At 69.7% G+C, this 26,570-nt stretch carries 28 protein-coding genes; 15 read left to right on the forward strand and 13 right to left on the reverse strand.

Annotation, left to right across the window (positions count from 1 at the left end):
* Positions 1 to 2: 2 nt before the first annotated feature.
* Genes hisB through hisD form a run of 3 tightly spaced genes read right to left on the reverse strand, consistent with a single transcriptional unit; the run spans position 3 to position 3,060 of the window.
* Entirely contained in the window at positions 3 to 617 is a 615-nt protein-coding gene (gene hisB / locus U9J23_RS14110) for an imidazoleglycerol-phosphate dehydratase HisB (RefSeq protein WP_106199458.1), read from the reverse strand.
* Positions 614 to 1,741: a histidinol-phosphate transaminase gene (locus U9J23_RS14115; protein WP_326598482.1), complete on the reverse strand. Its 1,128-nt coding sequence runs from the start codon at positions 1,739 to 1,741 to the stop codon at positions 614 to 616. Before U9J23_RS14115 ends, hisB begins: the two co-directional genes overlap by 4 nt.
* Entirely contained in the window at positions 1,738 to 3,060 is a 1,323-nt protein-coding gene (gene hisD, locus U9J23_RS14120) for a histidinol dehydrogenase (RefSeq protein WP_085468370.1), read from the reverse strand. Before hisD ends, U9J23_RS14115 begins: the two co-directional genes overlap by 4 nt.
* A 121-nt stretch (positions 3,061 to 3,181) precedes the next feature.
* On the opposite strand from hisD, the gene U9J23_RS14125 reads away from it, so the two are divergent.
* The 4 genes from U9J23_RS14125 (at position 3,182) to U9J23_RS14140 (ending at position 7,149) form a co-directional block, all read left to right on the forward strand.
* A complete protein-coding gene (locus U9J23_RS14125) occupies positions 3,182 to 3,565 on the forward strand; it encodes a helix-turn-helix domain-containing protein (protein ID WP_085468371.1) in 384 nt (127 codons plus the stop codon).
* 111 nt (positions 3,566 to 3,676) lie between these two features.
* A complete protein-coding gene (locus tag U9J23_RS14130; protein ID WP_326598486.1) occupies positions 3,677 to 5,431 on the forward strand; it encodes a PHA/PHB synthase family protein in 1,755 nt (584 codons plus the stop codon).
* Positions 5,432 to 5,539: 108 nt separating this feature from the next.
* Complete coding sequence (locus U9J23_RS14135) at positions 5,540 to 5,965, forward strand: hypothetical protein (RefSeq protein ID WP_059380999.1); 426 nt, start codon at positions 5,540 to 5,542, stop codon at positions 5,963 to 5,965.
* 65 nt (positions 5,966 to 6,030) lie between these two features.
* Positions 6,031 to 7,149: an alpha/beta fold hydrolase gene (locus tag U9J23_RS14140; protein WP_059380998.1), complete on the forward strand. Its 1,119-nt coding sequence runs from the start codon at positions 6,031 to 6,033 to the stop codon at positions 7,147 to 7,149.
* 37 nt (positions 7,150 to 7,186) lie between these two features.
* Here the strand turns inward: U9J23_RS14140 and U9J23_RS14145 are convergent, their stop codons facing one another.
* The 5 genes from U9J23_RS14145 to nadA all read right to left on the reverse strand — a co-directional run bounded on the left by U9J23_RS14145 (position 7,187) and on the right by nadA (position 12,697).
* A complete protein-coding gene (locus U9J23_RS14145) occupies positions 7,187 to 7,480 on the reverse strand; it encodes a DUF2470 domain-containing protein (protein ID WP_016696012.1) in 294 nt (97 codons plus the stop codon).
* Between the two features lie 108 nt (positions 7,481 to 7,588).
* The gene (locus U9J23_RS14150; RefSeq protein WP_059380997.1) at positions 7,589 to 9,031 is read right to left on the reverse strand and encodes a WS/DGAT/MGAT family O-acyltransferase; all 1,443 of its coding nucleotides are present in this window, start codon (positions 9,029 to 9,031) and stop codon (positions 7,589 to 7,591) included.
* A gap of 198 nt (positions 9,032 to 9,229) precedes the next feature.
* Positions 9,230 to 10,096 (reverse strand): carboxylating nicotinate-nucleotide diphosphorylase, encoded by an 867-nt coding sequence (nadC, locus tag U9J23_RS14155; protein WP_059380996.1) that lies wholly within the window; start codon positions 10,094 to 10,096, stop codon positions 9,230 to 9,232.
* A 1-nt stretch (position 10,097) separates the two neighbouring features.
* Positions 10,098 to 11,669 carry an L-aspartate oxidase gene (locus U9J23_RS14160; RefSeq protein WP_106199451.1) on the reverse strand — a complete coding sequence of 524 codons (1,572 nt, stop codon included), beginning with the start codon at positions 11,667 to 11,669 and terminating at the stop codon, positions 10,098 to 10,100.
* Positions 11,666 to 12,697, reverse strand: a complete 1,032-nt coding sequence (nadA, locus tag U9J23_RS14165) for a quinolinate synthase NadA (protein WP_272268647.1) — start codon at positions 12,695 to 12,697, stop codon at positions 11,666 to 11,668. Before nadA ends, U9J23_RS14160 begins: the two co-directional genes overlap by 4 nt.
* 82 nt (positions 12,698 to 12,779) lie before the next feature.
* On the opposite strand from nadA, the gene U9J23_RS14170 reads away from it, so the two are divergent.
* Positions 12,780 to 13,490, forward strand: coding sequence for an NUDIX hydrolase (locus U9J23_RS14170; protein ID WP_059380994.1), 711 nt, complete (start codon positions 12,780 to 12,782; stop codon positions 13,488 to 13,490).
* 15 nt (positions 13,491 to 13,505) lie between these two features.
* Here U9J23_RS14170 and U9J23_RS14175 read toward each other — a convergent pair whose 3' ends face one another.
* Both U9J23_RS14175 and U9J23_RS14180 read right to left on the reverse strand, forming a co-directional pair.
* Positions 13,506 to 13,646, reverse strand: coding sequence for a hypothetical protein (locus tag U9J23_RS14175; protein WP_006554085.1), 141 nt, complete (start codon positions 13,644 to 13,646; stop codon positions 13,506 to 13,508).
* Between the two features lie 61 nt (positions 13,647 to 13,707).
* Positions 13,708 to 14,337, reverse strand: a complete 630-nt coding sequence (locus U9J23_RS14180; protein WP_059380993.1) for a TetR/AcrR family transcriptional regulator — start codon at positions 14,335 to 14,337, stop codon at positions 13,708 to 13,710.
* A 110-nt stretch (positions 14,338 to 14,447) separates the two neighbouring features.
* On the opposite strand from U9J23_RS14180, the gene U9J23_RS14185 reads away from it, so the two are divergent.
* The 4 genes from U9J23_RS14185 to U9J23_RS14200 are packed head-to-tail and all read left to right on the forward strand — an operon-like array spanning position 14,448 to position 16,613.
* Entirely contained in the window at positions 14,448 to 15,344 is an 897-nt protein-coding gene (locus U9J23_RS14185) for an SDR family NAD(P)-dependent oxidoreductase (RefSeq protein WP_326598495.1), read from the forward strand.
* Positions 15,345 to 15,389: 45 nt separating this feature from the next.
* Positions 15,390 to 15,644, forward strand: a complete 255-nt coding sequence (locus U9J23_RS14190) for a maleylpyruvate isomerase family mycothiol-dependent enzyme (RefSeq protein ID WP_272268638.1) — start codon at positions 15,390 to 15,392, stop codon at positions 15,642 to 15,644.
* Between the two features lie 17 nt (positions 15,645 to 15,661).
* Positions 15,662 to 16,030 carry a hypothetical protein gene (locus tag U9J23_RS14195; protein WP_326598499.1) on the forward strand — a complete coding sequence of 123 codons (369 nt, stop codon included), beginning with the start codon at positions 15,662 to 15,664 and terminating at the stop codon, positions 16,028 to 16,030.
* A gap of 16 nt (positions 16,031 to 16,046) precedes the next feature.
* Positions 16,047 to 16,613 carry a DUF488 domain-containing protein gene (locus tag U9J23_RS14200; protein WP_059380990.1) on the forward strand — a complete coding sequence of 189 codons (567 nt, stop codon included), beginning with the start codon at positions 16,047 to 16,049 and terminating at the stop codon, positions 16,611 to 16,613.
* A 61-nt stretch (positions 16,614 to 16,674) separates the two neighbouring features.
* On the opposite strand, the gene U9J23_RS14205 is transcribed toward U9J23_RS14200, so the two are convergent.
* The 3 genes from U9J23_RS14205 to bioB form a co-directional block, all read right to left on the reverse strand.
* Positions 16,675 to 17,208: a GNAT family N-acetyltransferase gene (locus U9J23_RS14205; protein WP_059380989.1), complete on the reverse strand. Its 534-nt coding sequence runs from the start codon at positions 17,206 to 17,208 to the stop codon at positions 16,675 to 16,677.
* An 88-nt stretch (positions 17,209 to 17,296) separates the two neighbouring features.
* Positions 17,297 to 17,497 (reverse strand): biotin synthase auxiliary protein BsaP, encoded by a 201-nt coding sequence (gene bsaP / locus U9J23_RS14210; protein ID WP_106199444.1) that lies wholly within the window; start codon positions 17,495 to 17,497, stop codon positions 17,297 to 17,299.
* Positions 17,497 to 18,510, reverse strand: coding sequence for a biotin synthase BioB (gene bioB / locus U9J23_RS14215; RefSeq protein WP_229582091.1), 1,014 nt, complete (start codon positions 18,508 to 18,510; stop codon positions 17,497 to 17,499). Before bioB ends, bsaP begins: the two co-directional genes overlap by 1 nt.
* Before the next feature lie 161 nt (positions 18,511 to 18,671).
* On the opposite strand from bioB, the gene U9J23_RS14220 reads away from it, so the two are divergent.
* The 6 genes from U9J23_RS14220 (at position 18,672) to U9J23_RS14245 (ending at position 26,545) form a co-directional block, all read left to right on the forward strand.
* The gene (locus tag U9J23_RS14220; RefSeq protein ID WP_059380986.1) at positions 18,672 to 19,298 is read left to right on the forward strand and encodes a TetR/AcrR family transcriptional regulator C-terminal domain-containing protein; all 627 of its coding nucleotides are present in this window, start codon (positions 18,672 to 18,674) and stop codon (positions 19,296 to 19,298) included.
* A 42-nt stretch (positions 19,299 to 19,340) separates the two neighbouring features.
* On the forward strand, positions 19,341 to 20,630 hold the full coding sequence (locus tag U9J23_RS14225; RefSeq protein WP_326598507.1) for an SWIM zinc finger family protein: 1,290 nt from the start codon (positions 19,341 to 19,343) through the stop codon (positions 20,628 to 20,630).
* Complete coding sequence (locus U9J23_RS14230; RefSeq protein ID WP_229582093.1) at positions 20,627 to 22,027, forward strand: DUF5691 domain-containing protein; 1,401 nt, start codon at positions 20,627 to 20,629, stop codon at positions 22,025 to 22,027. The genes U9J23_RS14225 and U9J23_RS14230 overlap by 4 nt, the downstream gene beginning before the upstream one ends.
* Positions 22,028 to 22,104: 77 nt before the next feature.
* Entirely contained in the window at positions 22,105 to 23,193 is a 1,089-nt protein-coding gene (locus U9J23_RS14235) for an ATP-binding protein (RefSeq protein ID WP_059381112.1), read from the forward strand.
* Positions 23,190 to 25,391, forward strand: coding sequence for a DUF5682 family protein (locus tag U9J23_RS14240; protein ID WP_106199441.1), 2,202 nt, complete (start codon positions 23,190 to 23,192; stop codon positions 25,389 to 25,391). The genes U9J23_RS14235 and U9J23_RS14240 overlap by 4 nt, the downstream gene beginning before the upstream one ends.
* The gene (locus U9J23_RS14245) at positions 25,388 to 26,545 is read left to right on the forward strand and encodes a VWA domain-containing protein (RefSeq protein WP_085468378.1); all 1,158 of its coding nucleotides are present in this window, start codon (positions 25,388 to 25,390) and stop codon (positions 26,543 to 26,545) included. Before U9J23_RS14240 ends, U9J23_RS14245 begins: the two co-directional genes overlap by 4 nt.
* The last annotated feature ends 25 nt before the right edge of the window (positions 26,546 to 26,570 follow it).

Genomic DNA, 26,570 nt, shown 5'->3' on the forward strand with positions numbered 1-26,570 from the left:
TGTCAGAGACTGCCCTTCGTCGACGGGATGCCGGTCACGCGGGGGTCGGGTTCGACGGCCTCGCGCAGCGCACGGGCGACCGCCTTGAACTCGGCCTCGGTGATGTGGTGCGGGTCGCGGCCGTAGAGCACCCGCACGTGCAGTGCGATGCGGGCGTGGAAGGCGAACGACTCGAACACGTGCCGGTTGATCACCGTCGAGTAGGGCACGCCGGGGTATCCCCCGATCACCGAGTGCACCATGTAGTCGGGTTCACCGGTGAACACGCAGTAGGGGCGGCCGGAGACGTCGACCGACGCGTGCGCGAGGGTCTCGTCCATCGGGATGAAGCAGTCGCCGAAGCGCCGGATGCCGCGTTTGTCGCCGAGGGCCTGACCGAAGGCCTGGCCGAGGACGATGGCGGTGTCCTCGACGGTGTGGTGGGCCTCGATCTCGACGTCGCCCTGCGCCTGCACGGTGAGATCGAACGAACCGTGCTGGCCGAGCGCGGTGAGCATGTGGTCGTAGAACGGGATCCCCGTGGAGATCTCGGTGCGGCCGGTCCCGTCGAGGTCGATCTCGACGGTGATGCTCGATTCCTTGGTGGTGCGTTCGACGCGCGCGATGCGGTCGCTCATAGGGTTTCCTCGATGTCCGTGGCTGCGAGCTTTTCGCTCACTCGCAGCAACTCGTCGTTCTCGTGGGTCAGGCCGATCGTGGTGCGCAGGTAGCCGGGGATCCCGACGTCGCGGATGAGCACACCCTCGTCGAGATACCGCTGCCAGGTGGCGGGGGCATCCGCGAAGCGGCCGAACAGGATGAAGTTGGCGTCGGAGGGGATCACGTCGTAGCCGAACCGGGCGAGTTCGGCGGCGACGCGGTCGCGCTGGGCCGCCAGTTCGGCGACCGATGCGAGGGTTTCGTCCGCGTGCCGCAGAGCCGCACGCGCGGCGGCCTGGGTGACGACCGACAAGTGATAGGGCAGGCGCACGAGCAGCAGCGCCTCGATCACCGCGGGGGCGGCGGCGAGATAGCCGAGCCGTCCACCGGCGAAGGCGAACGCCTTGCTCATCGTCCGCGAGACGACGACCTTCGTCGGGTACTCGTCGATCAGCGACAGAGCGCTCGGCTGCGACGAGAACTCGACGTACGCCTCGTCGACGATCACGATGCCGGGTGCGGCGTCGAGGATCACCCGCAACTGGTCGAGCGGGATGCTGTGTCCCGTCGGGTTGTTGGGGCTGGTGACGAAGACGACGTCGGGCCGCCGCTCCCGCACGGCGGCGACGGATGCCTCGACGTCGAGGGTGAAGTCGTCGCGCCGGTAGGTGGACAGCCACTCGGTCTGGGTGCCGTCGGCGATGATCGGGTGCATCGAGTACGACGGCACGAAGCCCATCGACGTGCGCCCGGGGCCACCGAAGGCCTGCAGGAGCTGCTGCAGGATCTCGTTGGAACCGTTCGCGGCCCAGACGTTCTCGACGCCGAGGGGAACACCGGACGCCTTCGTCAGATAGGCGGCGAGGTCGGTGCGCAGCGCGACCGCGTCGCGGTCGGGATAGCGGTGCAGCTGCGTCGCCGCCTCACGCACGGCCTCGGCGACGTCGTCGACGAGCGCCTGCGTGGGCGGGTGCGGGTTCTCGTTGGTGTTGAGCTGGACGGGCACCGTCAGCTGGGGTGCACCGTAGGGCGACTTGCCGCGCAGGTTCTCGCGCAGCGGCAGGTCGGCGAGGGTGATGCGGGAGCCGGGGATCTGGGTCACTTCAGCGCCTCGAATCGCAGACGGACGGCTTCACCGTGGGCGGGCAGGTCCTCGGCGTTCGCGAGGGTGATGACGTGACCGGAGACGTCCTTCAGGGCCGCCTCGGTGTACTCGACGACGTGGATGCCGCGAAGGAAGGTCTGCACGCTCAGGCCCGACGAGTGCCGGGCGCAGCCGGCGGTGGGCAGCACGTGGTTCGATCCGGCGCAGTAGTCGCCGAGGGAGACCGGCGCCCACGGCCCGACGAAGATCGCACCCGCCGAACGGACACGCGCGGCGACCTCGGAGGCGTTCTCGGTCTGGATCTCGAGGTGCTCGGCGGCGTAGGCGTTGACGACCTTCAGGCCCTGGTCGATGTCGTCGACGAGGACGATGCCGGACTGGCTGCCGGACAGCGCGGTGGTGACGCGCTCGCGGTGCTTGGTGAGCTCGAGTTGCGCGGCGAGCGCGGTGTCGACGGCGTCGGCGAGGTCGGTGCTGGTGGTGACGAGCACCGAAGCGGCCATGACGTCGTGCTCGGCCTGACTGATCAGGTCGGCGGCGACGTGCACCGCGTCGGCGGTGTGGTCGGCGAGGATCGCGATCTCGGTGGGACCAGCCTCGGCGTCGATGCCGACGACCGCGCGGCACAGCCGCTTGGCGGCGGTGACGTAGATGTTGCCGGGGCCGGTGATCATGTCGACCGGGGCGAGTTCGGCGCCGTCGGTGTCGGTGCCGCCGTACGACAGCAGTGCGACGCCCTGGGCGCCGCCGACGGCCCACACCTCGTCGACGCCGAGCAGGGCCGCGGCGGCGAGGATCGTCGGGTGCGGCAGTCCGCCGAAGTTCTTCTGCGGCGGCGAGGCGATGACGAGCGATTCGACGCCGGCGGCCTGCGCCGGGACGACGTTCATCACGACCGACGACGGATAGACCGCGTTGCCACCGGGCACGTAGAGGCCGACGCGTTCGACCGGCACCCAGCGTTCGGTGACGGTACCGCCGGGGACGACCTCGGTGGTGACGTCGGTGCGACGCTGGGCCGCGTGCACGACGCGCGTGCGCGCGATGGCCTCCTCGAGGGCGGCACGGACGGCGGGGTCGAGTTCGGCGAGCGCTCGGTCGAGTTCTGCGGCGGGAACACGCACGGACGCCGGGCGGACCCCGTCGAACTTCTCGCAGTAGTCGAGCGCAGCCTCGGCGCCGCGGTCGCGGATGTCGTCGACGACGGGACGGACCTGATGGAGCACCGCGTCCACATCCACTCCGCCGCGGGGCAGTGCGCCCCTGAGCTCCGCAGTGGTGGGAGTACGACCGCGCAGGTCGGTGCGGGCAAGCATGAGGTGTCCTCTCTCGTCGAACAGGGATCACCCTCTACTATCCCGCATCCCCCGACGACGTTCGAAGTCGCGCCCGCGTGAGGATGCTCTCGGCACGGATCACCGTGCTTATGCTGTCGGCATGGACGAGGACGAGTCGCGCCCGAGCACGTTGGGCGAGTTGATCCGCCGCCAGCGTGAACTCGCAGAACTGCCCATGCGTCAGCTCGCGGCGATGGTGGGTATCTCGAATCCGTACCTGTCGCAGATCGAACGGAACCTGCGGGCGCCGAGCGAGCGTGTGCTGCAAGCGATCGCCGAACAGTTGCACCTGTCCGCGGACACCCTCGCGGCCCACGCGCAGGCCGACGACGGAGCGGAGTCCGCCGTGCTGCGGGCGATTCGCGAGGATCCCGACCTGACCAATCCCCAGCGGCGTTCGCTCGAGGAGATGTACGAGGCGTTCCGGGAGGTCACCGTCGCGCGTCGTCGGCGTGGCGGAGGGCGCGAACCCGGCGAGGAGTGAGCATTCTCACAATCGCCACCAGGCGGGTTCGTGCGTCACGCAGCAGCCGAGGTCAGCCCGATTTCGTCACGTCGTCGGCGAACATGCAGGTAGCACGTACCTGGGGGTAAGGTGCGCGCCTCCGTCGGCGGCGTCAACATCGGCTCCGGACCATTCACCCAGTTCTGGAGTTGCTCGGTGCTCAACCATCTGCAGAAGAAGCTCACCTCCTCCCTCGACCCGATCGGGTGGGGACCGGCCGTCGCATCCGTCGCCGGCCGTGCAGTGAAGAATCCGCGGGCCGTGGCCGGCGCGACCACGGAGTACGCCGGCCGTCTGGCGAACATCCCGGCGGCGGCGACACACGTGTGGAACGCCGCCGATCCGCAGCCCCCGGTGCCGCTGGATCCGAAGGACCGCCGGTTCTCCGATGCCGCCTGGAAGGAGAATCCGGCCTACTTCTCGCTGCTGCAGAGCTATCTCGCCACCCGCGAGTACGTCGAGGACCTCGCCGACGCCGGCTCGGGCGATCCCGTGCAGGACGGCAAGGCCCGTCAGTTCGCGAACCTGATGTTCGACGCGCTCGCCCCGTCGAACTTCCTCATCAACCCGGGTGTGCTCGTGCGCGCACTCGATACCGGTGGCGCTAGCCTGTTCCGCGGCGCGAAGTACGCCATCGAGGACGTCGTGCACCGGAAGGGCCTGCCGCTCAAAGTCGATCGCGAGGCGTTCACCCTCGGCGAGAACATGGCCGCGACCCCCGGCAAGGTCGTCTTCCGCAACGACCTCATCGAGGTCATCCAGTACGCCCCGCAGACCGGTGAGGTGCACGAGATCCCGATCCTGGCGGCGCCGCCGTGGATCAACAAGTACTACATCCTCGATCTCGCGCCGCAGCGCAGCCTCATCGAGTGGGCCGTGCAGCACAACCGCACCGTGTTCGCGATCTCGTACCGCAACCCGGACGAGTCGATGCACGAGATCACGATGGACGACTACTACCGCCAGGGAGTCTCCGCGGCGCTCGACGTCGTCGAGGAGGTCACCGGCTCGTCGCGCATCGAGGTGCTGTCGATCTGCCTGGGCGGCGCGATGGCGGCCATGGCCGCGGCTCGCATGGGCAAGCTGGGCGACAAGCGCATCAGCGCGTTCACGATGCTCAACACGCTCCTGGACTACAGCGAGGTCGGCGAGCTCGCGCTGCTGACCGACCCGGCGACGCTCGACCGTGTCGAGTTCCGGATGAGCAAGCAGGGCTTCCTCTCGGGCAACGAGATGGCCGGCAGCTTCGACATGATCCGTGCGCGCGATCTGATCTTCAACTACTGGGTGTCGCGGTGGATGAAGGGCGAGAAGCCCGCCGCCTTCGACATCCTGGCGTGGAACGAGGACAGCACCCGCATGCCGGCGAAGATGCACTCGCACTACCTGCGGTCGCTGTACGGCCGCAACGAGCTCGCACGCGGCGTGTACGAACTCGACGGCGAGGTCCTCGACCTGTCGGACATCACGTGCGACACCTACGTGGTGGGCGCCATCAACGACCACATCGTGCCGTGGACCTCGTCGTACAAGGCGACGGGCCTGCTCGGCGGGTCGGTCCGGTACGTCCTGACCAGCGGTGGCCACGTGGCCGGCGCGGTCAATCCCCCCAACCCGAAGGCCTGGTTCGAGGCCGTCGGTGCGCCCGACTCCGAGAAGCTCCCGAAGCTGCCCGAGGACCCGAAGGCGTGGTCGGAGAAGGCCACTCGCACCGCAGGGTCGTGGTGGGACGACTGGACCGCATGGTCGACGAAGCGGGCCGGTGAGCTCGTCGCTCCCCCGGCGATGGGCAGCGCGCAGCATCCGCCGCTGTGCGATGCCCCGGGAACGTATGTCTTCGGGTGACATTGCGTGTTAGCTATCATTTTGCTAACCTGCTAACAGCGCTGATCCGAGCGCACCCCACAGGGGAAGCCCCGCTCCTGTCACGAGCGCCCACGGAAGGTACACACCATGACCGCACCGACCAAGACCACCGCCGCCAACGCCAAGGCCACCGATGCCGCGGCCAAGGCGACCGAAGCCGCCACGAAGGCCGCCGCCGAGGCCACCGCAACGGCCCAGCAGTCGGCCGAGAAGCTGACCTCGACGGCCGCTGCGGTTGCCGACAAGGCCGCGACCGAGTTCACCAAGACCGTCGACGAGGCCACCGAACGCTTCCAGGAGTTCAACGCGAAGTTCGTCGACGCCGCGAAGCAGAGCGGAAACCTCGGTGTCGACACCTACGAGAAGGCCGTCTCGAGCCTCCTGGATCTGCAGGAGAAGGTCGCCGACGCCACCCCCGTCGAGTGGGTCGCCGATCTCGCCAAGGCGCAGGTCTCCTTCGCTCGCGAGCTCACCACCACCGTCACGAGCACCGCTCGCGACCTGCTGAAGTAATCGTCGACTCACTCGATGCAGTCGATACCGAACACCGCATCAGCGGACGTTCTCCGGTGCAGTGCATGCTGACACCGACACCAGCCCGGATCGCCGCGGCCCCGTTTCGTCTCGGGACCGCGGCGATCGCGGGCTGGAGCGGCTATCTCGCCGGCCTCGTACGACGCGGCGCCACGCCGTGCACGCTGGTCTCCGACGCGAACCGGTACAGCCGCGCCCTGACCTCGGCCACGCCGCCGCGCTGGACCACGGACTGGCCGGTCGTGTGCCGGTGGTCGCTCGGAGCTCTGCGTGATTGCAGCACCCCCGATCCCGCACGCGACGAGATCCCCACGCTGTTGCTGCCGCCGCAGGCCGGCACCCACTCGTGCATCGTCGACCATTCCGCCGACCGCAGCCAGGTCGAAGCCCTCAGGGCCGGTGGCCTTACCCGCCTGCACTGCCTCGACTGGGCACCCGCGACTCCCGCGACGGACGACTGCTCGATCGATGAGCACCTGGCGGTCGTCGCCGAGGCCGTCGACCATCTCGGTGGCCGGGTGAACCTGATCGGCGACAGCCAGGGCGGGTGGCTCGGCACGATCTACGCGGCACTGCATCCCGAGCGCGTGCACTCGCTGACCGTGGCGGGAGCACCCATCGACTTCCACGTCGACCAGCCGGCGCTGTCGGTGCTCGCCCACGCGCCCCGCGGGGCCGCGGCCACAACGATCGACTTCTGGTACGGGGCGGCGCGGGCCGTCGGAGTGCCGACCACCGATCCGATCGGTGAGATCGAACGAGCGATGACACTGCTCGGCCTGCTCCACGATCCCGACGAAGTGGCGCGCTGGGAGGCCGAACGGCACTGGTTCACCTGGAAGCAGGAGATCCCTTCGGCCTTCCGCGAATGGATCATGCGGCACCTGTTCGTGGGCAACGAACTCGTCGCCGGCACGCTGAAGGCCGAAGGACGCGTCGTCGACCTCTCGGCCGTCGAGTGCCCGGTCCACCTCATCGCCGGGTCCGCCGATCCGATCGCAACTCCCCGGCAGGTCACCGCGCTGGCCGAGCACGTGTCGACCCCTCCGGAGAGGATCACCACCACGATCGCCGATGCCGGCCACATCGGGCTGTTCATCGGCCGCCGTGCGCTCACGGAGGTGTGGACGCCGCACGCCCGTCGCGTCGCGGCGTCGGCGTGATCGTGCTGTCCCGGCCGCAGCGCGGTCGGGACAGCGATCAGGACGGGGTGTCGACCCCGAGGCGCGTACACGCCGCCTTGTAGAGGTCGACGACGGCCGTGCGGAGTCCCGCCCGGTCGGTCACCGGCTCGAGCCACGGGATACGCACGGTGTGATCGCGACCGTCGATGACGACGACCCACTCCCCCGCCTCGCGGTCGACGCCGGTCATCCGAGCCTCGACGGCACCGGGCTCGGCGAAGGCACGCACGATGAGCAGGCTGTCGGCCGCGTGGTCGTCGTTCATGTGGGCGGTCACAGCCGCCACCACCTGGCTGTCGAAGTCGGTCACGGGCGCTCAGCGTAGCCAATCGGGGCGGGTGACGGGCGTGTCGGTCCCGTTCGCGACCCCACCCTGTCCGTTCGGTGATGCGCCGCAACGATTCTCGAAACGCCGCGGTCAGCCGTGTTCGGCGTCGCTCTCGCCGCTCACCTCGTCGTCGACCTCGACCCGGACGCCGAGGGCGGATTCCAGCGCCTCGAGTTCCTCGTCGAAGTGATCGAGCAGCCGGACGAGATCCGGGACCGTGCGACCGCAGGCCGTGAGACCGAAGGCGATCTCGTCGTCGGTGCTCGTGCACGTGATGTTCAGCGCCTGCCCGTCGACCGGCACCGACAGCGGATACAACGCGTCGACGCGCGCACCGTTCCAGTACAACGGCGCATCAGGGCCCGGCACGTTCGAGACGATCACGTTGAACGGCGGCCGCGGCAGCGCCCGGTTGCCGGTGAGTACTCCCACCGCCAGGGGCGCCACACCCACCGCGCTCGTCGCGAGACGACCGAGCTTCGACATCGAGTTCATTGCGTGCTTGCCCTCGATCATCGAACCGCGCACGCGCGCAAGACGTTCCACCGGGTCGGCGCACTGCGTCCCGAGTGTGCACATGAGGATGCCGATCTCGTTGCCCGACGAGCTCCCGCTCCGACGCAACGAGACCGGGACCATCGCCACCAGCGAATCCTCCGGCAGCGCATCGTGTTCGGAGAGATACGCCCGCAGCGCCCCACCGGACAGTTCGAGGACGACGTCGTTGAGCGTCGCGTCGGCCGCCTTGGCCACCATCCGCAGTCGCTCGATCGGCCAGGACCGGGCCGCGAATCTGCGCGATCCGGAGATCTGCCGGTTGAGGATCGTGTTCGGAGCGCCCAGCGACAACGAACCACCGCGATTGTGCAAAGCACGGTCGACGGTGCCGACGAGCGCCGGAACCAGAGCGACCGCCTCGGACACGACGTTCACTGCATCGTTCACCGCACCGGTCGCCGCGCGGACGACGGCGCCGGGGAACCCGATCGCGGTACCCATCGCCGAGCGGCTCGACGACTGCGCGTCGGCGACCGCCCACGGGGCCGGCATGTCGGTGCGGTCCGGGTCGGTGCTGAGCGCACGGCGCAGCAGGCGCATCGCCCCCACCCCGTCGGCGACCGCGTGGTGGATCTTCACGTAGAGGGCGTAGCGACCGTCGGACAGCCCTTCGATCAGGTGCATCTCCCACAACGGGCGGGTGCGGTCGAGCAGCGACGCGTGCAGGCGGGAGACGAGTTCCCACAGATCGTCCATCGTGCCCGGGGACGGCAACGCGTTGAACCGGACGTGGTAGTCGATCGAGAAGCGCGGATCGTCCTCCCATGCCCACTGCCCGAGGGTGAACAGCGAGCGGGTGGGCCGCTTGCGCCACAGCGGCCCGGCGGGTTCCTCCCGGGCGAGCGCCTCGGCGAACATCGACTTCAGGTCGCTCGCGTCCTTGCCCTCCGGCGGCTGGAACAGCAGGAGACCGCCGACATGCATCGGGTGGTCGCGCGACTCGCCGAGCAGGAACATCGAGTCGGTCGGTGACATCGGTAACCGCATCGTGTTCTGTCTTCCTCCCCCACCCGGCACCGGCGACAACCGGAGCACCGCCCCTACGTGACCGGTACCGGCACGTCGATGTGCTGTCAGTTCTACCCCAGAAAGCGCACGTGCGGGACCGTCTCACCGACGGATGTTCCGGTGGCGCGTCCGATTCGTCCCTGCCGTGACCTGCGACCTACACGCTCACATGTCGAGGCCGAAGTCCAGGACGGTCACAGAGTGGGTGAGCGCACCCACCGCGAGGAAGTCGACGCCCGTGCGCGCGTAGTCGGCGGCGACGTCGAGGGACAGGCCGCCGGAGGATTCGAGTCGTGTCTGCGGCGCATGGGTGTTGCGCCGCTGCACCGCGATCTGAGTCTGCCACAGCGGGAAGTTGTCGAGCAGGATCAATTCCACGTTCTCGGCGAGCACCTCGTCGAACTGCTCGAGGGTGTCGACCTCCACCTCGCACGCGATATCGGGAGCGTGCTCCCGGACGGCGCGCAGCGCCGCGACCACCGAACCGGCCGCGGCGACGTGGTTGTCCTTGATCAGCGCCTCGTCGCCGAGTCCCATGCGGTGGTTGACGCCGCCGCCCATCCGCACCGCGTACTTCTGCAGTGCGCGCATCCCCGGCAGGGTCTTGCGGCTGTCGCGGATCTTCGCCTCAGTGCCGGTCACGGCGTCGACCCAGTGCGAGGTCGCCGTGGCGATGCCCGACAGATGGCACAGCAGGTTGAGCATCGTGCGCTCGGCGGTGAGCAGGCCGCGGGTCGGCGCCTCGACGGTCAGGACCGAATCCCCGGGCAGCACGCGCGTGCCGTCGGACCTGCGATCGAGCACGCGGTAATGATCGGCACCGATGACCTCGTCGAGGACGAGCAGACCGACATCGAGACCGGCGAGGGTGCCGGCCTGCCGCGCGACCACCGAGGCAGTGGCGACGGCGTCGGCGGGCACGGTGGCGTCGGTGGTGACGTCCGGTCCGTAGCGCAGGTCCTCGTCGAGCGCCTTCCGGACCAGCTCGCGGGTCTCGGCGAGGTCGAGTCCGTCGGGCAGCGCGGTGGTCATCTCAGTTGACTCCTGTCAGTTCCGGGGTGGTGAAGGACAACTCGCCGTCGTCGTCGATGCGCAGTTCGAGGCTGCGTGCCTGCGTCGGGTCGGTGTCCGGACGGTCGCTGCGGGTGTGGCATCCCCGCGATTCGGTGCGGCGCTGCGCCGCGAGCAGCAGGGCCCGCGCGGTGACGGTGAGGGCCGAGTCCTCGAGTCGATCGGCGTCGGTACAGGTTGCAGCGACGCTCATCCTGTCGAGTTCGACTGCGGCAGCGGCCAGTCCGTCCGCGTCGCGCACGACCAGCGCGTGCCGGGTCATGAGCTGCTGCAGCACCGTCCGATCACAGACGGTCGAGGCGACGGCGGGAATGCCGTCCGTCCCGACACGCGTTCCGGCCCGTTCGATCGCCGCGGCCGTCCCCGCGCGCTCGCCGAGGACGAGCCCTTCGAGAAGACTGTTGGAGGCGAGCCGGTTCGCGCCGTGCAGGCCGGTACGTGCCACCTCACCTGCCGCGTACAGACCGGGGATGCGGGTGCGGCCGTGCACATCGGTGACGACACCGCCGCACGAATAGTGCGCGGCGGGAGCAACCGGCAGCAGATCACGGGCCGGATCGAGACCGGCGTCGGCACACATCGCCGTGATGGTCGGAAAACGCGTGGCGAAGCCGTCGAGGCGACGGGCGTCGAGGTACACGTGATCCTCACCGAGTGCAGTGAGTCGCTCGGCGATGGCCCGCGAGACGACGTCGCGGGGTGCGAGGTCGCCGAGCGGATGCACACCCTCGGTGATCGATCGGCCGCGGGAGTCGACCAGTCGTGCTCCCTCCCCGCGCACCGCTTCGCTGATGAGCGGCCGACGTCCGGTGCCGCCTTCCGCGAACAGCACGGTCGGGTGGAACTGGACGAATTCGAGGTCGGCGACACCGGCGCCGGCGGCCAGGGCCAGCGCGATGCCGTCGGCCGTGGCGCCGGGCGGATTCGTGCTGCACGCGTACAGCTGCCCGAGACCACCGGTCGCGAGCAACACGGCCGGGGTGTGGACGACGCCGAACCCGCGCTCGTCGAGGACGAGCAGTCCGGTGACGCCCCGCGCATCGGTGAGGATCCGGGCGGCAGCGGCGCCGAACAGGACGGGCAGACCCGCCGCGCCGAGGGCTCGCTGAACCTCGGCGCCGGTCGCGTCACCACCGGCGTGGATGATGCGGCGGGTACTGTGCCCACCCTCGCGGGTGCGGGCGATGTCGCCGTCTCCGGCGGTGTCGAACACCGCTCCGAGGTCACGCAGGGCGGTGACGGCGTCGGGGCCGGCGGTGACGATCGAGCGCACCGCGTCCTCGTCGCACAGTCCTCCGCCCGCGGCGAGGGTGTCGGCGACGTGGGCGTCGACGCTGTCGCCCACCGGCGCCACCACGGCGATGCCGCCCTGGGCGTACTGGGTGGCCGTGTCGGTGGGGCCCCCCTTGCTCACCGTGAGCACCCGTGCGCCGCGCCGGGAGGCCGCGCGCGCGGCCGTGAGACCGGCGACGCCACCTCCGACGACCACCAGGTCGGCGTGGTCCTCCCACGCGACCGTGATGGCGGTGGTCACTCGCCGCTGCCCGGGTTGCCGATGGCGATCATGCGCTGCACCGACAGGCGGGCCCGCTCGGCGACGTCGGCTGCGACGTGGACCTCGTCGCGTCCCTCCTGCAGGCAGCGCAGCAGCGCGGCGGGCGTGATCATCTTCATGTAGGGGCACGACGCCCGGTCGTTGACCGCCTGGAAATCGATGCCGGGCGCGGCCTTGCGGAGCTGGTGCAGCATGCCGACCTCGGTGGCGACGAGGACCTGCTTGGCGCCGGTCTCCCGGGCGGCGTCGATCATGCCGCCGGTGGACAGGATTCTGACCTTGTCGTCGGGCACGAAGCCCTCCCCGGCGAGATACAGCGCCGAGGTGGCGCAACCGCACTCGGGGTGGACGAACAGGTCGGCGTCGGGGTGCGCCTTGGCCTGCGCGGCGAGCTCGTCGCCGTTGATGCCGGCGTGCACGTGGCACTCCCCGGCCCAGATGTGCATGTTCTCGCGACCGGTGACGCGCTTGACGTGGGCGCCGAGGAACTGGTCGGGCAGGAACAGCACCTCGCGGTCGGGGTCGATGGACGCGACGACGTCGACGGCGTTCGAGGACGTGCAGCAGATGTCGGTCAGGCCTTTGACCTCGGCGGTGGTGTTGACGTACGAGACCACCACGGCGTCGGGGTGGTCGGCCTTCCACTCGCGCAGCTGGTCTGCGGTGATCGAGTCGGCGAGCGAGCAGCCGGCGCGCTCGTCGGGGATGAGCACCGTCTTGTTCGGGCTGAGGATCTTCGCGGTCTCGGCCATGAAGTGCACGCCGCAGAAGACGATGGTGTCCTCCTCGGCTTCGGCGGCGATACGCGAGAGCGCGAGCGAGTCGCCGACGTGGTCGGCGACGTCCTGGATCGCGGGAAGCTGGTAGTTGTGCGCGAGCAGCGTGGCGTTGCGCTCACGGGCCAACCGGCGGACCTCCTCGGCCCACTCCGGCGTCGCCTCGACGCCCGTGTATCCGCCGGGGCCGTCGACGATGGTGGCGGCTCCCGTCCACTCGGTCGTGGTCATGGCCTAGCTCCTTCGAGGGTGTCATCCCGGCGGGTTCTACCGGAATTGCCGTATTCGAGGTTTTCGACTTAGGATCGAAAACATGCCACATGGTAACACCCGTCACGAAGTGCTCATCGCCGTGTTCCAGGTTCGCCGCTTCCCGGACGCCTCGGGAGTCCTCCGCGAGGAGCCCGAACTCGGGGTGCTGCTGTGGCAGCGGGCCCTCGATCCGCAGGTCGGCACGTGGTCGCTCCCCGGCGGCCAACTGCGCAACGACGAGGACCTCACGACGTCGGCAAGGCGGCAACTGGCGGAGAAGGTCGATGTCCGCAAGGTCGCGCACCTCGAACAGCTGTCGGTCTTCTCCGACCCGGATCGGGTGCCGGGACCGCGCACGATCGCGTCGACCTATCTCGGCCTGATCCCCCTCACCTCGGATCCCCAGCTGCCGTCCGATACGGCCTGGCATCCGGTCTCGGACCTTCCCGCGATGTCCTTCGACCACGGGGTGATGGTGGCGAACGCCCATGCGCGCCTTGCCGCGAAGCTGTCGTACACGAACATCGCGTTCGGCCTCGCGCCGGCGGAGTTCTCGATGTCGACGCTGCGCGACATCTATTGCGCTGCATTGGGTTACGAGGTGGATGCCACCAATCTCCAACGGGTGCTGGCGCGCCGGAACGTGCTCACCCGCACCGGCAACACCGCACCGTCCGGCAAAGCGGGAGGTCGCCCCCCGGCGCTCTACCGCTTCACCGATTCCCGGCTGCGCGTGACGGACGAATTCGCCGCCCTGCGACCGCCGGTGTGAACCTCCCGGAGGAGATCAGAAAGGCCGTCCCATGATGACCTCGAGCAACTGCAGCGGCATCGTCAGGAAGGCCGACCCGACGAACAGCGCCGAGCGCAGCGGGTCGCCCGCCAGATAACCCTCGCGGATCCATTCCAGAACATCGACCGAACCCATGCTGTCCCTCCCTGATCGTCATGTGATTCCGACGTGTGTGTCGGACAGGAGGAGTCGTACGTTACAGACCGGCGGACGGGTCGCCCTCGGACGGACGCGTCAGGCCGGAGAGGACGGTCTCGACCAGAGTGCGGACGTAGTCGTCCGACGGGGGTTCGCCGGCGGTCGACCATTTCTGGGCGACAGGCGCGAACAACATGTCCACGGCGACATCGAGATCGAGGTCGTCCGGCAGTTGCCCCGCACTCTGCGCGGCGCGGAGCCTGGCCTTCTTCATCTCCCGCATCGGCGCGTCGAGGCGGTGTTCGTATTCCGCTGCGAGCCCGGGGTCTTCGAGTACCGCCACGGTCAACGCGCGCAGCGGGACGGCGAACTTCGGATCACGCAGCTCCGCCACGGTGGCCTGCAGCACCGCAACGAGGTCCGCGCGGAGGTCGCCGGTGTCGGGCAGCGCGGCCTCGTCCCCGGCATCGCCCTGCGTGTGCGCCAGATACGCGTCGAGGAGGACGGCTCCTTTCGACGGCCACCAGCGATAGATCGTCTGCTTCCCCACGCCGGCCCGGGCGGCGATCGCCTCGATACCGAGTTTCGAGTAGCCGACCTCGGCGACCAGGTCGAAAGCGGCATCGAGGATCGCTTTCCGCGAGGCGGGGTTCCGCCGGGAGTTGCCGGGTCCGGGGCGTGCAGACATGGGACGACGATATCGCATCGAGACGAGACGTTGCGTCTTGACAGGCGGCGCCCGGAGGGTCATCCTCAGTTGAACGAGACGAACCGTCTCGTCTCACACAGGAGGTATGCATGCGAACACAACCGACCGCGTCCCCCGCCACCCCCGGCGTCCGTCCTCGCACGTGGTTGATCACCGGCGCGAGCCGCGGCCTGGGCAGGGAGTTCGTCCGAGCGGCACTCTCGAGAGGTGACAACGTCGTAGCCGTCTCACGGTCGATCGGATCGGCCGATCTCCCCCGGGAGCCGGAGCGTCTCCTCCGGCTCCCGGCCGACGTCACCGAACGCACAGCGGTGTTCGCCGCTTTCGACACCGCCCGAAAACATTTCGGAGGCATCGACATCGTCGTCGACAACGCGGGCACCATGGCCTACGGATTCGTCGAGGAGTTCACCGAGGAGCAGGCGCGCGCACAGTTCGAGACGAACTTCTTCGGGGCGATGTGGGTCAGCCAGGCAGCCATGGCGGCCTTTCGCAGTCGAGGACGCGGGCATCTCGTGCAGATCTCGAGCATCGGGGGCGTGCTGAGCGGGCCCGGCACAGGGCTGTACAGCGCAAGCAAGTTCGCCCTCGAAGGACTCAGTGAAGGACTGGCCGTCGAGGCCGCCCATTTCGGCATCGACGTGACGATCGTCGAGCCGGGTGGCTACTGGACCGACCTCTACACCACCATGACGGTGAGCACTCCGCGATCGGACTACGACGCGCTGCGAGCCGAGATCGAGGAGCAGAGCGCGTCCACGAGCATCGACAGCCACCCCGCTCTGGCCGCGCGGGCACTGCTCGAGGTCGTCGACGCCGACCGGCCACCGCGCCGCATCGTGCTGGGCAACTCCGTCCTGGATGCGGCCGTGGCCGCCACCCGGGAGAAGATTGCCACCTGGCTCGAGTGGGAGTCGGTGAGCCGTGCCGCGGAGGACGCCGTACCGGCATTGGAATCCGGGGGTGGGGAGCGATCCGCGATCTAGAATGGGTGGATCGTGTGTCCGGCGGAGCACAGGTCGGGTGATTCCATGAACGTCGACGACATCTGGAACGCGATCGACGAGCAGCGCGCACGAACTGCCGATCTGCTGGAGCAACTGACCGACGACGAGTGGAGCCGGCCGTCGCTGTGCGAGGGCTGGACCGTGCGCGACGTCGCGGCCCACCTCACGCTCCAGCAGCTCACCGTGGTCGACCTCGTCCGGATGGCGCTGCGTCATCCCGGTGGTGTGAACACGATCATCCGTGAGTCCTCCCGGCACCGCGCCCGACAGCCGAGTTGATCACCGACCTCCGGGGAATGATCGGCTCCCGCCGGCACAACGTGGGCATCACCCCGCTCGAGACGATGATCGATCTGCTCGTCCACGGCCAGGACATCGCGATACCCCTGCAGCGCGACCTGCCGATGCCGCCGGACGCCGCAACAGCGGGCGCCACTCGGTTGTGGTCCACCCGCAGCACCGGGAAGGCCCGGGTCTTCGCCGACGTCCCGCTCGACGGATTCCGTTTCACCGCAACCGATGCCGAGTGGTCCTCCGGTTCCGGACCCGAGGTGCGGGGACCGATCTCCGCGATCCTGCTGCTGTTTTCGGGCCGTCGCGCGGGGTTGTCCCGATTGGAGGGCGACGGCGCCGGGGAACTGCGCCGCCGGCTGGCACACGCGTGATGGCACGATGGGAGGCATGAGTGCCGACGCCCGCGTCCTGTGGACCATCGGCCACTGGACGTGCCCGCAGTCGGTCCTGCTCGACACGCTGACCTCGGCCGACATCGAACTCGTCGTCGACGTGCGGAAGATGCCCGGTTCGCGCCGCAGCCCGCAGTTCGACGCCGACGAGATGCCGTCCTGGCTCGACAGCGCCGGGATCGGCTACGTGCACCTCACCGAACTCGGCGGCAGGCGGCCGAAGCAGAAGGACATCGATCCGACCGTCAATGCAGGCTGGAAGAACGCGAGTTTCAAGAACTACGCCGACTACACCCTCACCGGCGACTTCGAGGCCGGACTGAAGCGACTCACCGATCTGGCCGAGCACCGGCACGTCGCCATCATGTGCGGCGAGCCGATGCCGTGGCGCTGCCACCGGTTGTTGATCGCGAACACCCTCGCCGCGCGGGGGTGGACCGTCGTGCATCTCGTCAACAACGCGAACCCGCGACGGCACGAGCTGGGACAGTGGGGTGCGACTCCGTCGGTGGGTTCCGACGGAGTCGTGACCTATCCCGCCGAAGAACGCGGGCTCCCGTAGCGTTCCGGGCCTCGCAGGGGCCCGCGTGCTCACCCTGCCCGGGAGGCAGCGGCAACGCGGATCACCCGAGGTCCCGCGAGTAGTGGACCGCGAGCGCATCCGCCCCCGACGGAGTGACGGTCCGGGTTCGGGCACCGCGGATGTAGCCGCACCGCTCGAGCACGCGCTGGGATGCTTCGTTCTCGGGGAGGGTGCGCGCGGTCAGGCGGAGTAGTCCGCTCCGCCGAGCGAACTCGGCCGCGAGATCGAGTGCGTCGGCAGCGAGCCCTCTCCCACGACCGAGCGGATGCAACCAGAATCCGACTTCTGCTTCCTCGGCGGTGATGCCGAACAACACGAGACTGCCGGCGAAGCGGTCGGTCTCCGGTTCGGCGATCGTCAGTACGGCCAGATCTCCGCGCTCCAGCCCTTGCCGGATCTCGCCGTCGATCAGGGCTGCGACGGACGCTTCCGTGTACCCCGGTTCGGGCAGATGTGCGTACCGGCGCACCAGTGGATCTGCGGTCCCGGCGGCATAGGTAGCCGCGTCGTCACCGCGCATCGCCCGCAGCTGTACTCGGTCGTTGCGTAAGGGCAGCAGTCGGGTATTCAGCATGCATACGACGCTACATCGTTCGGTCGCCGTAACTTTCGCTGGTTGTCGACGCGGTCTGCCCGGCACGATCCGGGACGCGCACGGTCGGTCAACGCTGTTCGCTCATCACCGAGTCGACGCTTCCGTGGCGCGAACACCGCGCCCACCACCCGTCCGGCGCGATCTGGACGATCATCCGGCGACCGCACTGCGCGCAGAAGCGCGGCGGTTCGAGTCCGAGTTGCACTGCCGCGGAGGGGATTCGGATCGTCCCGTCGACGATCTCTTCGCCGGTGAACGGATCGAACATCAGATCGTCTCGCCGAGGGCCTTGATCGGCATCTTCAGTTCGCCGAGCAGATCGAGGTCGGTCTCCACAGGCCGGCCGAGCGTGGTGAGGTAGTTGCCGACGATGACGGCGTTGATCCCGCCGAGGATCCCCTTCTGCGCGCCGAGGTCGCCGAGTGTGATCTCGCGGCCACCGGCGAACCGGAGGATGGTGCGCGGCAACGCCAATCGGAAGGCCGCCACCGCCTTGAGCGCCTCGGTGGCGGGCAGCACCTCGAGGTCGCCGAAAGGGGTGCCGGGGCGCGGATTGAGGAAGTTCAGCGGCACCTCGTCGGGTTCGAGCGCCGCGAGGTCGGCTGCGAATTCTGCTCGCTGCTCGATGGTTTCACCCATTCCGAGGATGCCTCCGCAGCACACCTCCATACCCGCTTCGCGCACCATGCGCAGCGTCTCGAAGCGCTCCTCCCAGGTGTGGGTGGTGACGACGTTCGGGAAGTGCGAGCGCGCGGTCTCGAGGTTGTGGTTGTAGCGGTGCACACCCATCGCGACGAGTCGGTCGACCTGTTCCTGGGTGAGCATGCCGAGCGAGCACGCGATCTGGATGTCGACCTCGTTGCGGATCGCCTCGATACCGGCCGCGACCTGCGCGAGGAGGCGTTCGTCGGGTCCGCGCACGGCCGCGACGATGCAGAACTCGGTCGCTCCGGTCTTGGCGGTCTGCTTCGCGGCCTCGACGAGCGACGGGATGTCGAGCCGGGCGGCTCGCACCGGGGAGGCGAACAGGCCGGACTGCGAGCAGAAATGGCAGTCCTCGGGGCAGCCACCGGTCTTGAGGCTGATGATCCCCTCGACCTCGACCTCCGGTCCGCACCACGCCATGCGCACGTCGTGGGCGACCGCCAGCAGGTCGTCGATGCGATCGTCCGGCAGCTGCAGGACCTCGAGGGTCTGGTCGCGGTCGAAACCGATGCCGCGACGGAGCACCTGGTCGCGAGCTATTTCGAGGATGTCGGTGCGGGCGGGCGCCTGGGTCACTGCCGTCTCCTGGGGTGGCGAGAACTTGAACATCGTTCAATTGAACAGCGTTCAGGTTAGGGCGAAGCGTCCGATAGTGTCAAAGGCACGAATCCTTCGGTTCGGATCCCCGGCGGCGCGGTACCGCCGCGGGCAGTGGGAGAAGCGGGAGCAGAGAAGCAGTGCAGTTGCGACGCGGCGACGTCCTCGACGGCGCCATGGCGATCCTCGACGAGTACGGGCTCGGCGACCTGACGATGCGCAAGCTCGCGTCGTCGCTCGGCGTCCAGCCCGGCGCGTTGTACTGGCACTTCCCGAACAAGCAGACCCTGCTCGGCGCCATGGCGGACCGCATCCTCGACGGTGTCGACGAGCCGCCCGCGAGCGATGCCTGGGACGACGCCCTCTCCGAGCTGGCGCACCGTTTCCGCGCCGCGCTGCTCGCCCATCGCGACGGCGCCGAACTCGTCGCCTCGAGCTACGCCTCCCGGCTGACCACTTCCCGGGCGCGCGACGCCTTCGTGGCCACCGCCGAACGCGCGGGTCTGTCCCGGGCGTACGCCGAACTGACCGGCTACGCGCTGCTGCACTACGTGCTCGGCCACACCGTCGACGAGCAGTCCCGCGCGCAGCTCGAGGAACTCGGCGCGCTCACCCGCGCTCCCCTCTCCCCCGATGTCGCGACCGAACAGCCGACCGAGACCGACGACGAACTGCTCGACGGCGATCCCGCCGTCCGGTTCGAGTTCGGCCTGCGGTTGTTCGTCGACGGCATCCGCGCACGTCTGGAGACCCGTGCGACATCCTGACCCCGCCGTTCCTGTCGGACCCGTCTCCTACCTTCGACGCTCGTGACCGCCCCCTGGACCCTCCAGCAGATCAACGCCGTCGCACCCGATCCGTCCTCGCTGACGGCTGCGCGCGGCGTCGCCTCCGCATGGCTCGAGACCGGTCACGACACCACCGCCCTGTGGGGACTGTGCCGCGGACGCGGCACCACGCCGTATCGCACGGCGATCCACCCGAGCGCTCCCGCCTACACGTGCACGTGCCCGAGCCGGAAGCTGCCCTGCAAGCACGCCCTGTCGCTGCTCGTGCGCTGGTCCGAGGGCGCCGTACCCACGGGGCAGGCACCCGACTTCGTCACCGGATGGCTCGCCGCCCGCGCCGCGTCCACCGCACCGCCCGCCCCGGCGGACGAGCCGGTCAAGGCACCCGATCCGGCGACCGCCCAGCGCCGCGCCGCGCGGGTCGCGGCAGGACTCGACGACCTCGACCGCTGGCTGACCGACCGCATCCGGCACGGCCTCGGGGCGGTGGATCACGGCTACGACACCTACGAGGCGATCGCTGCCCGCATGGTGGATGCCCAGGCTCCCGGCGTGGCGTCGGCACTGCGCGCCCTGGCCTCCGTCGTGAACGACGAAACCGATTGGCCCGCCAGGCTGCTCGAAGAGTATGCGCGCCTGCACCTCATGGCCGTGGCGTACCGGCAGCGCGACGAACTGCCGAGGCCGCTCCTGCGTTCGCTGCAGACCCATCTCGGTTTCGGCACCCGCAGCGAGGAGGTCCGCGCCGAACCGGCCGTGCGCGACCGCTGGCAGGTCCTCGCCGTCCGCGTCACCGAGGAGAGCCGGATGTTCACCCGCAAGACGTGGTTGCGGGGACGGTCGAGCGGACGCTGGGCGATCCTGCTCGACTTCGCACACGGCACAGCACGTTTCGCCGCGCCGCTCCCCTTCCCCGGGTCGCTCGTCGATGCCGATCTGCACTTCTACCCCGGTGCGGCCCCACTACGGGCGGTGCTCGGCCGGCAGCACGGGGAGACGGAGCCGTTCACAACCCTGCCCGCCACCGGACTCGACGCCGCACTGGACGAGTACGCCCGCATGCGCGGAGCAGATCCGTGGTTGCGCACCTGGCCCGTCCTGCTCGACGCGGTCACTCCCACCGACAGTGAAGACGGATGGTACGTCGTCGACCCGTCCGGACGGGCACTGCCGCTCGCCGGAGACGACGACAGCCGCTGGCGGCTGCACGCTGTCGCAGGGGGCCGTCCCGTGACGGTCTGCGGCGACTGGGACGGAACCGCTCTCGCCCCGGTCTCCCTGTTCACCGGAGGACAGGTGATGACCTGGTGAGCACACTGCCCGAATCGCTGACGACCGCAGCACTTCTCGGAACGGCACGCTCCGCTCCGGAGTTCGGCGCGCTGCACACGGCCGGTGCCGCGGGCGAACTCGCCGGAGACCCCGCCGCGACACTGCTCGCCGCTGCCGCCCTGGAGGCGACCTTCCTCACCGCCGCGACCGTGCCGGTGGTCCGCGAACGGCCGTCGCCGGCCCCGGACGACGACCGTCCCGTCCTTCCCGGCGCGGCTGCCGAACGCCTGCGCGCGCTGCTCGCCGTCCGCTCCCCGCTGCTCGACGAATGGTTCGAGGTGGCGGCCCGGTTCCGCGCGTCGCACGACATCGTGGTCGACCTGTTGATCGTCGCGACCACCGACGCGGTGCACCGCGACCGGCTGATCGCTCTCACCGGCGCCCGCGGACGCTGGGTAGCCGCGCGCCACCCGGAATGGGCCGATCTGCTGCCACCCGACCCGCTCGACGACACGCCCTGGCACGTCGGTCCGCCCGCCCGGCGACGCCGATGGTTCGAGGTGCTCCGCGCGCACGATCCGGCCGCGGCGACAGCCACGCTCGCGGCGTCATGGGGTGCGCAGACCGCCGCCCAGCGGGCCGAACTCGTCGCCCTGCTCGCGGTCGGTCTCGGTCCGCACGACGAAGACCTGCTCGAGCGCGCCCTCGACGACCGTAGCCGCAAGGTTCGCGCCGTCGCGCTCGACCTTCTTCCCCGCCTCCACGACTCCGCGTTCGCGCGACGCATGGCCGAACGAGTGCGGCAATGGCTGCTCGTCGACGGCTCGACCGTCACCCTCGCCGTCCCCGAACGGCCGGACGAGAGCGCACTCCGCGACGGTCTCTCCGACGGTCCGGCCCGCGATCTGCTGGTGGCGGCAGTCGCGGCCGCTCCGCTGTCGGTGTGGCGCGAGCACGCCGGAGACGGGGTGCTGCCGGAGTTCGACGTCGACGACGCCATCCGCACGGCACTGACGGACGCGTGGGGCCGCGCGGCGGTCCGGCAACGCGACAGCGGATGGGCCGCGGCGTTGCTGCGACGCGACGGCACCGTCGACACGTCGGTCGCCCGGGTCGTACCTCGCGACATCCTGCTCGCGCACCTGCGCGAGACGTCGCCGCCCGCGGTTCTCGACGACGCGTTGCTCGCCGCGCTCCCGGCGCCGTGGCCGCGAGATGTCGCCGAGAAGGTGCTCACCGCGCTGTACACGAAGCTGACGACCACCCGTGTGGTGCGCGACGTCCTGACGCTGCTCGCCCACCGGGCACCGTTCGAGCTGGCCGATCTGCTGGCCGACGCCGCGAACCGCACCGACGATCTCGGTCGCCTGCACCTGTTCGCGAGCGCAGCCGACACCCTGACCCTCCGCAAGACGATCCACGAGGAGCTGAGTTGACCGACTTCGAGTCGACCCCTGCAGTTGTCGGTACCGACGAGGCCGCGACGCCCGAGACGGGCACGTCCGAGACCGCCGTGACCGGCACCGACCTGCTGCGCCCGCACGCCGAGCAGCAGTACGCGCACGAACTCGCGGCGCTCGCGCGACTCGACGACCGGCCGCGCCCGCCGTCGTGGCAACTGTCCCCGTGGGCGGTGGTGACCTATCTGCTCGGCGGCGAACTGTCCGACGGCACCGTGATCACCCCGAAGTACGTCGGCCCGCGCCGATTGATCGAGGTTGCCGTGGCGACCCTGGCGACCGACCGGGCACTGCTGCTGCTCGGTGTGCCGGGTACCGCGAAGACCTGGGTGTCGGAGCATCTCGCCGCCGCGATCAGCGGTTCGTCGACCCGGCTCGTGCAGGGAACGGCGGGTACGACCGAGGAGTCGGTGCGCTACGGCTGGAACTACGCGCGGCTGCTCGCCGAAGGGCCGAGCGCCGACGCGCTGGTGGCCTCCCCGGTCATGACCGCGATGCGCGACGGCGCCGTGGCACGCATCGAGGAACTCACCCGCATTCCCGCCGACGTGCAGGACGCGCTGATCACCATCCTGTCGGAGAAGACGCTTCCCGTCCCCGAACTCGGCATCGAGGTGCAGGCGACGAAAGGGTTCAACGTCATCGCCACCGCCAACGACCGCGACCGCGGGGTCAACGACCTGTCGTCCGCGCTGCGTCGACGGTTCAACACCGTCGTATTGCCGTTGCCGGCGAGCGAGGAGGACGAGGTCTCGATCGTCACCCGCCGCGTCGAACAACTCGGCGCCGCACTCGAACTGCCCGCCGTGCCCGCGGCCGCGGAGGAGATCCGCCGCGTCGTGACGGTGTTCCGGGAACTGCGCAGCGGAGTCACCACCGACGGCCGGACCAAGCTGAAGTCCCCGTCGGGCACGCTGTCCACCGCCGAGGCGATCTCGGTGGTCACGGGCGGTCTGGCGCTGTCGGCGCACTTCGGCGACGGGGTGCTGCGTCCCTCCGACGTCGCCGCCGGAATCCTCGGGTCGGTCGTCAAGGACCCCGTCTCCGATCGCGTGGTCTGGAACGAATATCTCGAGGCCGTCGTCCGCGAACGCGGCGACTGGACCGACTTCTACCGGGCGTGCCGGGAGATCACCGGGTGACCGACGCTCTCTTCGACCGCGCGGATGCGCCCGCGGAGATCCGGGTCTTCGGGATCCGGCACCACGGACCGGGTTCGGCGCGCGCGGTCCTGCAGGCACTCGCCGAGTTCGAACCCGACACCGTCCTCATCGAGGGTCCGTCGGACGCCGATCCGGTGCTCGCGCTCGCCGCGGCCGACGACATGGTCCCCCCGGTCGCATTGCTGGCCTACGCCCGCGACGAACCGGCGCGGGCGGCGTTCTGGCCGTTCGCGGCCTTCTCGCCCGAGTGGCAGGCCCTGCGCTGGGCGTACCTGCACGATGCCGACGTGCGGTTCTGCGACCTTCCGGCGGCGATGTCGCTCGCCGCCGAACGCGAGGTCGGCGACCGCGCGACCGACGACCTGCTCGGCATGCTCGCCCGCGCCGGCGGCTACGCCGACTTCGAGCAGTGGTGGGACGCGGTGGTCGAGCACGGCACCGCACAGGCCTTCGACGAGATCACCGACGCGATGCGCGTGCTGCGCGAAGATGTCGGGATCGACGACCACACCGCGCGACGCGAGGCGCACATGCGGCAGGTGCTGCGCGCAACGGTCAAGGCCGGGGCCCGCGCGATCGCCGTGGTGTGCGGGGCGATGCACGCGCCCGCACTGACCGGCCGACTCGGACCGGCCGCCCCCGACGCGCGTCTGCTCAAGGGCATTCCCAAGGTGAAGACCACTCTCACATGGGTGCCGTGGAGCCACTCCCGGTTGTCGCTGTCGTCGGGCTACGGCGCCGGCATCACCTCACCCGGCTGGTACCACCATCTGTTCACACAGCCCGCGGACACGACCGCACGCTGGTTCACCCGCGTGGCCCGTGTCCTGCGCGAGGAGGATCTTCCCGTCTCGAGCGCCCACGTCATCGAGGCGACGCGCCTCGCCGACACGCTCGCGGCGCTGCGCGGTCGCGCTGCGGCCGGACTCGACGAGGTCGTCGAGGCGACCCGATCGGTGCTGTGCGACGGCGACGACGTCCTGCTCGACCTCGTCACGCGGCGGCTCGTCGTCGGCGAGGCACTCGGTTCCGTCTCCGAGGACACCCCCACCGTCCCGCTCGACACCGACCTGCAGCGGAATGCGAAGTCGTTGCGCCTCAAGCGGTCCGCCGAAGCGAAGAACCTCGATCTGGACCTGCGCCGCGAGATCGACGTCGCGCGGTCGCGACTGCTGCACCGCCTGGCTCTGCTCGGGATCGACTGGGGCACGCCCACGGAGAGCGAGGTGCGCTCGACCGGTACGTTCCGCGAGACCTGGACGCTGCGGTGGGAACCCGAGTTGTCGGTGGCGATCGTCGAGGCGTCCCGGTGGGGCACGACGGTGGAATCCGCGGCGGCCGCCACGGTGGCCGACCGTGCCGCACGCTCCGGGATCGCGCTCGCCGACCTCACCGAACTCCTCGAACGGGCGTTGCTCGCCGACCTGCGGACCACGATCACGTCGCTGGTGACGGCGATCGACGCGGCGGCCGCACTCGATCACGATGTGCTGCACCTGATGAGCGCACTGCCGACCCTCGTGCGCACCGTCCGTTACGGCGATGTGCGGGGCACCGATCTGTCCTCCCTGGAACACGTCTGCGACGCCCTGCTCGCGCGTGTCTGCGCCGGTCTCCCGGCGGCGGTCACCGGTCTCGACCACGACGCCGCCGATGCGCTGCGCACCGCGATCGACGACGTGCATCTCGCTCTCGCGCTGCGTGAGGACCCGACCGCGACCGGCCGGTGGCTCGACACTCTGACGTCGGTGAGCGAGCGTGACGACGTCGACGGTCTGCTCGTCGGCCGCACCACCCGGATGCTGCGCGACACCGGCCGACTCGGCGAGTACGAGGCGTCCGTGCGGGTCGCGCGAGCGTTGTCGGTGGGGTCATCGGCACCCGTGAAGGCGCGCTGGATCGACGGATTCCTCGGCGGGGGCGGGCTCCTGCTCGTTCACGACAGCGCACTGTTCGACCTCGTCGACGAGTGGATCAGCAACCTCACCGACGACGACTTCGTCGACGTCCTGCCCGTCCTCCGACGCACCTTCGGGTCGTTCGCCTTCGGTGAGCGACGCCTGCTCGGGCAGACCGTGCGCGGCGAACGCACCCGCCGCACGGAGGCACCACCCGCCGTGGATCGCGGCCGGATCGCCCTGACAGCCACCGCGTCGATCCTGGGAGTGTCGGCATGACAACCGAATCCGGAGACACCGAACGCCTGCGCCGCTGGCGGCTCGCACTCGGCGAGGCCGCCGAGGACTCCACGGGCTCCCTGTCCTCGGCCGACGACAACGCCATGGACGCCGCGCTCGCCGCGCTGTACGACACCGCACCCGGCGACGGCACCGCACCGCGCACGGCAGGTCTCGGCGCGTCCGCGCCACGGGTGGCGCGCTGGCTCGGCGACATCCGCACCTACTTCCCGACGTCCGTCGTCCAGGTGATGCAACGCGATGCGGTGGATCGACTCGGACTGACCCGGCTGCTCCTCGAACCCGAGATGCTCGAAGCCGTCGAACCGGACGTACACCTGGTGGGCACGTTGCTGAGCCTGAACCGCGTGATGCCGGAGACCACCAAGGCGACGGCCCGGACGGTCGTCGAGAAGGTCGTGCGCGAGATCGAGGAACGCATCGCCCAGCACACCCGCACCGCCGTCACGGGCGCACTCGACCGGTCGTCGCGGACGTCGAATCCGAAGCTGCGCGACATCGACTGGGATCGCACGATCCGCGCGAACCTCGCCCACTACCTGCCGGAGCATCGCACGGTGGTGCCCGAGAAGCTGGTGGGCTACGGGCGCCGGTCGCAGGCGGTGAAACGCGACGTAGTGCTCGCGGTGGACCAGTCCGGATCGATGGCATCGAGCGTGGTGTACGCGTCGGTGTTCGCGGCGGTCCTGGCGTCGATGCGGGCACTGCGGACCTCGCTGGTCGTCTTCGACACCGCGGTGGTGGACCTGACCGACAAGCTCACCGATCCGGTGGACGTGCTGTTCGGCACCCAGCTCGGCGGCGGCACCGACATCAATCGGGCGATCGCCTACAGCAGGTCGCTGATCACGCGCCCGGCCGATTCGCTGTTCGTGCTCATCTCGGATCTGTACGAGGGCGGTATCCGCGCCGAGATGCTCTCCCGCATCCGGGAGATGCTCGCCGCAGGTGTGCAGGTCGTGGTGCTGCTCGCGCTGTCCGACGACGGGGCGCCGTCCTTCGATCGCGACAACGCGGCGGCGCTCGCCGAACTCGGAGTCCCCGCCTTCGCGTGCACGCCCGACCGGTTCCCGGAACTGCTCGCCGTCGCGCTCGAACGAGGTGACATCGGACGCTGGTCGCAGACCGGATGAGGGCCGACCGATCCCGAACGGCGTG

It is taken from the genome of Rhodococcus sp. PD04, assembly GCF_035918275.1.
Taxonomy (GTDB): Bacteria; Actinomycetota; Actinomycetes; order Mycobacteriales; family Mycobacteriaceae; genus Rhodococcus; species Rhodococcus rhodochrous.